Origin of the sequence: Streptococcus sp. LQJ-218 (assembly GCF_003428885.1) — a bacterium.
Lineage (GTDB): Bacteria > Bacillota > Bacilli > Lactobacillales > Streptococcaceae > Streptococcus.
Genome location: NZ_QQRU01000008.1, coordinates 125,410 through 137,064, shown reverse-complemented (window position 1 = coordinate 137,064; position 11,655 = coordinate 125,410). Strand labels below are relative to the sequence as shown.

General features: G+C 42.5%; 9 protein-coding genes and 1 tRNA gene. All 10 read right to left on the bottom strand.

The window, feature by feature from the left end; translation table 11 throughout:
* Positions 1-164: 164 nt before the first annotated feature.
* Positions 165-236, bottom strand: a tRNA-Glu gene (locus tag D2908_RS08290).
* A 110-nt stretch (positions 237-346) separates the two neighbouring features.
* Positions 347-781 (bottom strand): cytidine deaminase, encoded by a 435-nt coding sequence (locus tag D2908_RS08285; RefSeq protein WP_117306277.1) that lies wholly within the window; start codon positions 779-781, stop codon positions 347-349.
* A gap of 13 nt (positions 782-794) precedes the next feature.
* A complete protein-coding gene (gene gltX / locus D2908_RS08280) occupies positions 795-2,255 on the bottom strand; it encodes a glutamate--tRNA ligase (protein WP_117306275.1) in 1,461 nt (486 codons plus the stop codon).
* Between the two features lie 130 nt (positions 2,256-2,385).
* Positions 2,386-3,735 carry a glucose-6-phosphate isomerase gene (locus D2908_RS08275; RefSeq protein WP_000018269.1) on the bottom strand — a complete coding sequence of 450 codons (1,350 nt, stop codon included), beginning with the start codon at positions 3,733-3,735 and terminating at the stop codon, positions 2,386-2,388.
* Positions 3,736-3,905: 170 nt separating this feature from the next.
* The gene (locus D2908_RS08265) at positions 3,906-4,595 is read right to left on the bottom strand and encodes a gamma-glutamyl-gamma-aminobutyrate hydrolase family protein (RefSeq protein WP_117306273.1); all 690 of its coding nucleotides are present in this window, start codon (positions 4,593-4,595) and stop codon (positions 3,906-3,908) included.
* A gap of 42 nt (positions 4,596-4,637) precedes the next feature.
* Complete coding sequence (locus tag D2908_RS10250) at positions 4,638-4,769, bottom strand: hypothetical protein (protein ID WP_276308508.1); 132 nt, start codon at positions 4,767-4,769, stop codon at positions 4,638-4,640.
* Between the two features lie 122 nt (positions 4,770-4,891).
* The gene (gene patB, locus D2908_RS08260) at positions 4,892-6,658 is read right to left on the bottom strand and encodes a multidrug efflux ABC transporter subunit PatB (RefSeq protein WP_117306271.1); all 1,767 of its coding nucleotides are present in this window, start codon (positions 6,656-6,658) and stop codon (positions 4,892-4,894) included.
* A gap of 1 nt (position 6,659) precedes the next feature.
* Positions 6,660-8,366 (bottom strand): multidrug efflux ABC transporter subunit PatA, encoded by a 1,707-nt coding sequence (gene patA / locus D2908_RS08255; RefSeq protein WP_117306269.1) that lies wholly within the window; start codon positions 8,364-8,366, stop codon positions 6,660-6,662.
* A 145-nt stretch (positions 8,367-8,511) separates the two neighbouring features.
* Positions 8,512-11,046 carry a DNA mismatch repair protein MutS gene (gene mutS / locus D2908_RS08250; RefSeq protein WP_117306267.1) on the bottom strand — a complete coding sequence of 845 codons (2,535 nt, stop codon included), beginning with the start codon at positions 11,044-11,046 and terminating at the stop codon, positions 8,512-8,514.
* A 50-nt stretch (positions 11,047-11,096) separates the two neighbouring features.
* A complete protein-coding gene (gene argR / locus D2908_RS08245) occupies positions 11,097-11,543 on the bottom strand; it encodes an arginine repressor (protein WP_049494729.1) in 447 nt (148 codons plus the stop codon).
* Positions 11,544-11,655: the final 112 nt, after the last annotated feature.

Genomic DNA, 11,655 nt, shown 5'->3' with positions numbered 1-11,655 from the left:
TTGGTTCGTCTTGTTCAGTTTTCAAAGGTCTTTGTCACTCGCTTCTCTCAAGCGACAACTATATTAGTATATCACAGCCGCTTTCGCTTGTCAACACTTTTTTGAAACTTTTTTAAGTTTTTTTGAAACTTTTTTTCATCAAGTGTTTMAACCGCAAYATACCATAGTCCGTACGGGATTCGAACCCGTGTTACCGCCGTGAAAAGGCGGTGTCTTAACCCCTTGACCAACGGACCTGAGTTGTTATTTTCAACTCTTACTATTATACCGACTTTTTAAACTTTGTCAACACCTTTTTTAAACTTTTTTTAAGTTAAGTAAAAAGAGCCAGAATGTACTGACTCTTCTATTGATTATTAAACTTAGAAGCACGTTCATCTCCCCACCAATATGGGATTAGTTCTTTGACTTTCACTGTCTTTCTTCTTTCGTAGTCCATCATGAATTCTGCGACTTTATTTTCAGAATTCAACTCCAAGAGAAATTCTCTGCAAGCACCGCAAGGCATGGCTGAACTCCCACCATAAGGTGCTTTGTCCCGAAAGGCTAATACTTTCTTAACCTTAGTTTGTCCCGAGAATTGATACATATTAAAGAGTGCCGCCCGTTCTGCGCAGAGATGGAAAACTCCACAGGTTCCCTCCATGCAGAATCCTGTAAATATTTGTCCATCTTCGGCTTCTACTGCGGCAACGACATGATTAGCATAAACAAAATCAGATACTTCATGTGGATTATACAATTTCTGTGCTTCTTCGTGCATCTTTTCCCAGATGTCCATTGTTGCATCCTTCTTATTTAGAGATTTCTTTTAGCATGTTTTCGATATGCTGGATTGATTTTTCACGACCTAACAAGAAGATAGTATCTGGCAATTCTGGTCCATGTATTTCACCTGAAACAGCAATACGAATTGGCATGAAGAGATTTTTCCCTTTGATACCTGTTTCTTTTTGGACCGCTTTGATTTGTGGGAAGATGTTTTCCACCACAAACTCGTCGTCTGACATAGACTCAAGTTTTGCCTTAAAGGCTTCAAGTACAGTCGGAACCGTTTCACCAGCCATGACTTCTCGTTCAGCTTCTGTCAATTCTGGGAAGTCTGAGAAGAAAAGGTCTGTCAATGGAACGATTTCGTCCACTGACTTCATTTGTGGTTTGTAGAGTTCTACTAATTTCTCAGCCTTGTCTGTCAAACGTCCTGCTTCTTCAAGGAATGGTTTTGCCATCTCAAAAATAGTTTCAAGGTCTGCATTCTTGATATAGTCATTGCTCATCCAATCAAGTTTCTTCTGGTCGAAAGCTGCTGGAGACTTACTAAGACGGTTTTCATCGAAAAGTTTAATAAGTTCTTCACGAGAGAAGATTTCATCTTCGCCACCTGGGTTCCAGCCAAGAAGAGCAATAAAGTTAAAGACTGCTTCTGGTAAATAACCTTTTTTACGGTAGTCTTCGATAAACTGAAGGGTGTTGGTATCACGTTTAGACAATTTTTTCCCAGTTTCAGAGTTGATAATCAAAGTCATGTGACCAAACTCTGGAGCTTCCCAACCAAGTGCTTCATAAACCATGAGCTGTTTTGGTGTATTAGCAATGTGGTCGTCTCCACGGATTACGTGAGAGATTTGCATATCATGGTCATCGATGACAACGGCAAAGTTGTAAGTTGGGTAACCGTCTTTCTTTTGGATAACCCAGTCACCACCGATATTGCCACCTTCAAACTCGATATCGCCTTTGACCATATCATGCCACTTGTAGATACCTGACTCATTGACAGCCAAACGAACCGTTGGGATAATCCCTGCTGCTTCACGTTCTGCGATGTAAGCTGCTTTTTCTTCTTCACTCATACCAAGGTATTCATTGATGTAGCGTGGTGTTTCGCCAGCTGCTTCTTGGCGTTCGCGTTCAGCTGCCAACTCTTCTTCTGTAACGTAAGATTTATAGGCTTTTCCTTCAGCTAATAGTTGGTCAATGTATTTTTGATACAAGTCCAAGCGCTCAGACTGGCGGTAGTTTTCATGAGTCTCTGGACTCTCATCCCAGTCCATTCCTAACCAACGAAGGTTTTCAAGCTGTGAACGTTCTCCGTCTTCGACATGACGTTTGCGGTCAGTATCTTCGATACGGATGATAAAAGTTCCACCATGGTGGCGTGCATACAAGTAGTTAAACAATGCTGTACGAGCATTACCGATGTGTAATAGTCCTGTTGGACTTGGTGCATAACGCACACGAATATCTTTTGACATATCTTCTCCTATAAAGTCTCTAGGCATCTGCCTTTTCGCTCTCTATATTATATCACAAGTCTCGCCAGAGTCCAATTTCTCTTTTCGAGAAAAAGCAAAAAGAGTGGTAAAACCACTCTTTTTTATTCTATTATAGACGAGCGTTAAGTTCTTTGCTCAATTCTTCAAATCCTGGTTTACCAAGAAGGGCAAACATGTTACGTTTGTAAGCTTCAACACCTGGTTGGTCAAATGGGTTGATGGCATTCAAGTAACCTGAAAGGGCGATGGCCAATTCGAAGAAGTAGATTGTGTAACCAAGAGTGAAGGCATCTTGCTCAGGAAGAGTCACGTACATGTTTGGTACGTCACCGTCAGTGTGGGCAAGAAGAACACCGTCAGTCGCTTTTTTGTTTACAAAGTCAACATCTTTTCCTTGAAGGTAACCAAGTCCGTCAAGGTCTTCTTCCAAAGTAGGGATGATCACATTCTTACGTGGTTTGTCAACGCGGACAACTGTTTCAAACATGATACGAGTTCCTTCTTGGATAAATTGACCCAATGAGTGTAGGTCTGTTGAGAAGTTGGCTGAAGTTGGGTAGATCCCTTTTTGGTCTTTTCCTTCTGACTCACCGGCCAATTGTTTCCACCATTCTGAGAAGTATTGAAGTGATGGCTCGTAGTTTACCAAGATCTCAGTTGCATAACCTTTACGGTAAAGGATGTTACGAACTGCAGCATATTGGTAAGCTTCGTTTTCAGAGATTTTGTCTGAAGTATAGTCTTTACGAGCTGCGTTAGCACCTTCCATAAGGGCTTTGATGTCAGCTCCTGATGCTGCGATTGGAAGCAAACCAACGGCTGTCAATACTGAGAAACGTCCACCAATATCATCTGGAACAACAAATGTTTCCCAACCGTTAGCGTCTGCTTCAACTTTAACAGCACCTTTTTGGCGGTCAGTTGTTGCATAGATACGTTTGTTTGCTTCTTCTTGACCGTATTTCTTAACCAAAAGTTCTTTGAAGACACGGAAAGCAATCGCTGGTTCAGTTGTTGTACCTGATTTAGAAATCACGTTTACTGAGAAGTCTTTGTCAGCTACATACTCTACTAAGTCAGCAAGGTAAGTAGATGAGATTGAGTTTCCTGCGTAAAGGATTTGTGGAGCTTTACGTTCTTCTTTTGTTTGCAAGTTTGCAAAGTGGTGGTTCAAGAAGTCGATTGCTGCTTTGGCACCAAGGTAAGATCCACCGATACCAATCACAACCAAAACATCGCTGTCTGACTTGATTTGCTCAGCAGCTTTCAAGATGCGGTCAAATTCTTCACGGTCGTAATTTTCAGGAAGATCCAACCATCCCAAGAAGTCGCTACCAGCACCAGTTCCTTTACGGATCAATTCATCTGCTGCTGTTACTTGTGATTGCATGTATTCCACTTCATGTGGTGCAACAAATTTGTCTAAAACTTTTGAATAATCAAATTTAATATGTGACATGTTATTCCTCCAATATTTCTTCTTTTCTATCATAACGCTTACCTTCGTTTTTTTCAAGTTTTTTTGTCAAATTTCTCCAATTTTTATCAGAATTCAAACGTTTGCGTAAAAATGCTGCATTCCGAAAATTTTGAAATAATAAAAGAAAGAACGACCGGATGCTCCAATCGTTACAGTTCATGCAATAAATACTCAAATAGTTCCAAATTACCATCTTCTTCATTAACCAGAAACTCTGGATGCCACTGGAGACCGATAATGCGGTGCTCGTCAATAGACTCAATCGCTTCGATGGTTTGGTCTCTTGGATCAACAGCAGTTACACGGAAATTAGGTGCCAAATCTTTAATACTTTGACGATGGACTGAGTTAACCTGACTTTCTTTTCCAAATAGCTTGCCCATCACGCTTCCTTCTACTGTCTCAATAGAGTGAGAAGTTCCAAAAGGTAGCCCTTGCCAGTGACCTTCGATTTCTTGATTGAGGGTTCCACCAAAGGAAACATTAACAAGTTGGACACCGCGACAGATTGCCATAATTGGTTTATTCTGACGAAGCGCTTCTTTCAAGAGAGCCAGTTCAAACTCATCACGTACTAGATTGTAATCATCGCTCTCGATAGTCTTTTTCTCTCCATAAAACTGAGGATGGACATTTTGACCGCCTGTCAAGATGAGTTTATCAATCATTTCTACATAATCGCGTACAACTGACTCATCACCAACAGGAATGACTAAAGGGAGACCGCCGACTTGACGAATGCTCTCTGCGAATCTACAAGATACAGATGAATGAATGTTTTTTCCTTCTGCATCTACGGGACATAGATTTGCAGCAACTCCTACAACTGTTCTAGCCATGATGTCTCTCCTTTCAAATATTAATACTCTTCGAAAATCTCTTCAAACCACGTCAGCTTCATCCACAACCTCAAAACCCTGTTTTGAGCTGACTTCGTCAGTTCTATCTACAACCTCAAAGCAGTGCTTTGAGCAACCTACGGCTAGCTTCCTAGTTTGCTCTTTGATTTTCATTGAGTATAACGATAGTCCTATCATATCACTCAAAGTGCCTTTCGTCTAATATGTTTTTTTTAAGGCTGTGATAAATATTTTTTATGGACAAGAAAAAGCTGCCCACATAGGACAACTTTTTCTTATTCAAAGACAAATTGATTATGATAGAGTTCTGAGTAGAAGCCACCTAGTTTCAAGAGTTCATGGTGGTTACCTCGTTCGATGACTTCTCCATCTTTGAGGACAATGATCTGATCAGCATTGAGGATGGTCTTCAATCGGTGGGCAATGACGAAACTAGTTCTGCCTGCTACAACCGCCTCCATGGCATGCTGAATCTTGCTTTCTGTCACCGTATCTACGTTAGAAGTTGCTTCATCTAGAATGAGAACTTCTGGATCTGTCATTAGGGTTCGAGCGATAGAAATCAATTGCTTTTGTCCAGTTGAGAAGATGCTCTGGTCATCATCGATAAGGGTATCGTATTTATCAGGCAAACTTTCAATATAGTCGTGAATGTGGGTTGCCTTGGCTGCTGCCTCAACCATTTCCTGACTGGCATCTGGGACACCAAAGCGAATATTGTCTCGGATGGTTCCGCTAAATAAGACCGAATCTTGCAAGACAATCCCCACCTTACTTCTGAGACTATCTAAATCATAGTCACGAATATCTTTCCCATCAAAATAAATCCCACCAGCATCAACATCATAAAAGCGATTGATGAGGTTCATTATAGTAGTTTTCCCGGAACCCGTCGGCCCAACAACCGCTGTCATCTGGCCTTTCGGAGCCGAGATGCTGACATCTTTCAAAATGGGTTTATCAGGCAAGTATGAAAAATCGATATGACTGATTTCAACACCTTCTTCCAACTGAGTGAAGGCTGGAGCCTTTTCAGGTCGGATTTCTTCCTCTGCATCAAACATTTCCTGAATCCGTTCAGCCCCTGTAAAGGCTAACTGGAGGCTTCCCCAACTAGCTGCAACTTGAATAATGGGTTGGTAGTACTGCTGTGAAAATTGGGCAAACATAACAATCAAACCTAGGGCTGTACTTGTTTCAATAGCCTTGTCATTTAATAAAACAGCTGAACCCGCAAAGATGACGACAGCTGTATTAACCAGACTCATGCCATTCATGACAGGGAAAAGAATTCCTGAAAACATTCTTCCTTTAAAGGTTGCCTTGCGCACGCGCTCATTTTGTTCAAGAAATCCTGCCATCATATCCTCTTGAATTCCTTGCACAATCACAGCTTTTTGGCCTGAGATACTCTCATCCATATAGGCATTGAGCTTTCCTACCTCTTTCTGCTGGAGGTTGGTGTATTTGCGTGCCATCTTTACGATGAAAATCAACATAAGGAAGGCCAATGGCGTGCTGGCAATGGTGATGAGGGCCAGCGTCACATTTCTTGAAAACATGACAAGAATCAGACCAATATATAAAACGATATTACTCATGACCTGAATCAAACTTTCGTTAAAGGCTTGGAGGATATTATCCAAATCACTAGTAAAACGAGATAGGATATCGCCATCCTGTCGGCGGTCAAAGAAAGAAACCGTCAAACGAGCAAGCTTGGCAAAGAGGCCTTTACGCATCTCATTAGTAGATTCTGCAATCACGCGCGTCATAAGACACATGTATATCACACTGGAGATAAATAAAACCAAAACCAGCAGACCAAGATTGACCATGATTCCTGATAGGCTTTGCCAAACAAGTTCTGGATTACCATTTTGATAAGCTTGAACTAAATTAGCTAGCTCTGTTACTGCCTGTCCAGAAAATACCGGAAAGAGAGCTTGTGCAAGAGTCGCCAGAACAATCATCAGGATGACAACTACAAATGATAGCTTATAGACTTTAAAATAATTCCAAAAAAATTGAACTGTCTTCATTTTACTCCTCCTTTCCTTTCTGTGTTTCATAGATTTCACGGTAAACAGCATTGTTGGCAACCAAGTCTGCATGCGTGCCTTGACCAATCAATCGTCCTTGATCCAGAACCAAGATCTTGTCTGCATGAACAACCGAGCTAATCTTTTGCGCGATGATAATGGTTGTTGTTCTCTTTAATTCCTTATTTAAGGCTTCTTGTACTAGGCGCTCTGACTTGGCATCCAAGGCCGAGGTCGAATCGTCAAAAATCAGAATACGCGGATTGCTGACAATTCCACGCGCAATCGACATCCTTTGCTTTTGCCCACCTGAGAAATTGGTTCCCCGTTCCTCAACTGGACTTTCAAAGGTTTTCTCCATACGATGAATGAATTCACTGGCTTGAGCAATATTGGCTGCACGCTCCATTTCAAATAGAGTGGCATCTCCTTTTCCCTGTCTCAAGTTATCTGCAATCGTTCCACTAAAGAGAATGGCACGTTGGAGAACGATAGAAACTGTTTGACGCAGGGTTCCTTCACTCACTTCTCGAATGTCCTTGCCTCCGATTTTGATAGCACCCTCCTGTGGGTCAAAGAGACGTGGAATCAGTTGAGCMAAGGTTGATTTTCCTGCACCAGTTGCTCCAACTACACCAACCATTTGACCAGGTTCAATAGTAAAGCTCATATCTTTCAGCATCGGTTCCTTATCCATTGGATAGGTAAAGGTTACATTTTCAAAGCTAAGACTTCCGACCAACTCTTCATCTGGCACATCCTTGAAGGTCAGGGCTGGCTCTGCGTCTAGAATTTCTCGAATACGACGCAGAGAAATCATGGCACGACTGACAGAATTTCCTAAAAATCCAACCATAACAATGGTAAAGATAATCTGGCTCAGGTAATTGACAAAGGAAGCAATGGAGCCAACAACTGACGGATCCGACTGAACCATCCCTGCAACTAGCCAAACAGAGAGGAAGACAGCTCCGTAACCGACCAACATCATAAAGGGTTCCACTACTGAAAAGGCATAACCGATGTAAAGGTTTTGACCAAGAAGCTCGTCTGAAACCTCCGTAAACTTAGCAAATTGCTCTTTTTCTTGGACAAAGGACTTGACCACACGAACACCGCGCAGGTTTTCCTTAGCGATAGCATTGATGCGTTCAAGAAGAGTTTGAAACTTGGCAAAACGAGGTCCCATCATTCCCATCATGACAGCAGTCAAACTAAAAATCAAGACTACCATGAGAACAATCACCCACCATAGAGAAGGTAAGGTTTGAACCGCCAAGATAAACGAACCGATGAACAAGAGGGGAAGTCTGAAAAGAATTTGGAAGGTCATCATGACGACGTTCTGAATCTGGTTTATATCATTTGTCATGCGAACGACTAAATTTCCCGCATTAAATTGTTCAATATTGGCATAAGAAAAGGTTTGGATTTTACGGAAGGCATCCTCCCGAAGGTCGGATGAAACTCCTTGGGCAATATAGGCTGCGAGGACAACATTGAGCCCACCAGCAACCAGACCAACCAAGGCCACACCAATCAACCAAGCCCCGATACTATAAATGGCTTCATAGTTCCCAGCAAGTAGGGCATCTAACACTTCCTGCAGGTAACGCGGTTGCAGAAGTGAACTAGCAACCATCAAGCCTGTCATCAGGAGCGAGGCCAAGGCCTGCCACTTGTAGGTTTTGATTTTCTGAATCAGCATACTTTCTCCTTAAAAAATAGACAAAAGGGAGCGACAATTCGTCAGCTCCTTTTCATTCTGTTTGTGTGATGTTATTCTAGCAAAAAAGTGGGAACTTGTCAAAGAAGTCTCCTTGATATAGTTAGAATGACTAGTAATTTTCTCTTTATAGTTTCTGTTTTAACTCAACTAAGACATTCATAGCCTGCATAGGTGTCATGTTGTAAACGTCCAGTTTAGTTAATTCTGCTAGGATCGGATGGTCTGCAGGCGCGTCAAAGAGTGAAATCTGTTCTGTGACAGCATTTGTTTGTCTCATGGGAGCAGGACTTTCTGTACCTTGATTCTCTAACTGAGTCAAAATCTTTTCCGCTCTTGCTAGGAGATCTGCTGGCAAACCAGCAATCTTGGCAACATGGATACCGTAGGATTTATCAGCTGGCCCTGGCTCAATCTTGTGAAGGAAGGTAACCTGCCCATCCTGCTCCAAAGTTGCTACGTGGACATTGACCAAGTGTCCCAAGCTAGACTCCAGACTAGTCAACTCATGGTAGTGGGTCGCAAAGAGGGTCTTGGCTCCGATATGTTCATGGATGTATTCGATGATGGACTGGGCAAGAGCCATCCCATCATAAGTTGCAGTTCCCCGTCCCAATTCATCAAAGAGAATGAGAGAGTTCTTGGTCGCATGCGAAATGGCATTGTTGGCCTCCATCATCTCCACCATGAAGGTTGACTGACCCGAAACCAAGTCATCTGCTGCTCCGATACGGGTAAAAATCGCATCAAAAACCGGTAAATGGGCGCTTTCTGCTGGCACATAGGACCCCATCTGGGCCATAACCGCCGTCATAGCTAACTGACGCATATAAGTAGACTTCCCACTCATGTTGGGACCTGTAATCAGTTGAATACTGGTATCTTCTGCCATCTGAATCGTATTGGGAATATAGGTCTGAGCCCCCATGACCTTTTCAACGACCGCATGGCGCCCTTTCTGGATATCAATCCGCGAATCATCTCCGAATTCAGGTCGAATCAAATGCTGGGTTTCAGCTACAACTGCCAAGCTTTGTAAAACATCAACTGTCGCAATTCCTTGGGCTAGAGCCTGCAAACGCTGGATGTACTTGCTAACCTCTTCACGAATACGCATAAAAATTTCGTATTCTAAGTTGGCTGACTTCTCACGCGCCTCCAGCATATCGCCCTCTATACGGGCTAATTCTTCAGTCCCAAAGCGTTCCGAGTTTTTCAGCGTCGCCTTGCGGAAAAAGTGAGCAGGCACATTTCCCAGTTGCGAATTGGTCACATGGAAATAGTAGCCATCCTTTTTATTGTAGTCAATCTTGAGGGTACTGATACCAGAGTTTTCTCGCTCCTTGGCCTCAATCTCAGCAATCCAGCTAGTCCCTTCTCTAAGAACACGACGGTACTTGTCTAAAGTCTCATCAAATCCAGGCCGGATAATACCCCCATCTGTAATCACATGAGGAGCTTCGGGGGCAATCGCTGCGCTAATCAAACTCTCCAACTCAGGGATTCCATCTAGTTGTGCGATCAGATAGGCTAGAGCAGGTTGCCTCATCCCTTCTAAAATCGCACGAATCCGTGGGACACTAGACAAGGTGGTCGCTAGCTGCAAGAGATCCTTGGGATTTGTTTTGCCAAAAGAAACCCGACTAGCTAAGCGCTCAATGTCATAAACACCCTTAAGACTGTCTGTCAAATCACTACGCTCAAAGAAATGGTCGAGGAAGACCTGCACCACTTCTTGGCGTTGGACGATTCGTTCCTTATCAATCAAAGGACGATGAATCCAAGAACGTAACAGACGCATACCCATTGCAGTTTTGGTTTCATCCAAAAGCCAGAAAAGACTGCCTTGCTTCTTGCCTGAACGGGCATTCTCAATCAAATCCAGACTAGCCTTGGTCGCATAATCCATCTGCAAAAAATCCTTGATTTCATAACGGATAACAGGTTTGAGGTGGTTCAATTCCCTCATCTGGGTTCGATGGACATACTGGAGCAATTTACTAGATGCCGCTTGCTCCACAGGTGCCAATCGTGAATCCAGTAAATGAAGGCCTTCAAAGCCCTCTTTTTCATAGGAAAGTACCAGATTCATCTGACGACTAAGGATTTGTTCCTCTTCCTCAGACAAGTCATAGCCCACCACCACTTCTCGCGCCTTGAGGTTACGGATTTCCCCACAAACCAACGTGAAGTCCAATAGCCCTGTCACATAAAAATCACCCGTCACTAGATCCATATAAGCGAGGCCAAATTGATTGCCATCACGGTCTATGGCAACCAAGAAGTTATTCTGACTGTCTGGCTTACTGCTATCAACCACTGTCCCTGGCGTAATGACCTGAACAACCTCTCGTTTCACAACTCCAACAGCTTGTTTAGGATCTTCCATCTGCTCTGCAATAGCCACCTTATAACCCTGCTCAATCAAGACATCAATATACTGCTGGGCAGAATGATAGGGGACACCCGCCATAGGAATCGGATTGTCCGCATTCTTGTTGCGACTCGTTAAGGAAATTTCCAGAATCTGCGCAGCATTGACCGCATCCTCATAAAATAATTCATAAAAATCACCCATCCGAAAGAGCAAAAAAGCATCTGGATATTGCTTTTTAATATCCACATACTGTTGCATGCCGGGTGATAGCTTTTCTGTCGCCATTTTCCGTCTCTCCTTGTCAAAAATAAGTCTTGAGAGCAACTCCCAAGACCTTACTTATCTTTCATCAAATCTAGCAAACGATCTTCCATGAGTTTGGCAACGTGCTGGTCTCGACAAATGACCAATAAGGTATTGGCACCAGCAACTGTTCCTAAAATCCATTCATCCTTGTTTGCATCTACAATATTTGCCAAAACAGAGGCTTCTCCCAATTTGGTATGAAGTACCAAGGTAAACTCTGCTCTTGCAACACCTTCTAAATGATGAGACAAAAATTCCACCAAATCAATCTTTTCTGTCTCATTTGCTAGTACATAATACACCATATCATTTTTCTTGACCTTGGTCAAGCCGATTTCGCGCAAATCACGAGACAAGGTTGTCTGCGTCACAAAGACATTGTGCGCCTCCAACCGATCTTGAATTTCTTTTTGTGTACTTAATTTCTCCTCAGTAATCATTTTTTTTATTAACTGATGACGCTCTCTTTTTCTCATAAAATCCTCTTATATGCATATTTATAACTAAATTTATAACCATATTATACCAAAAAAACAGGAGATTTCAAAAATTTTTTCTTCTTTCTTTAAAATTGTGATAAAATAGTAG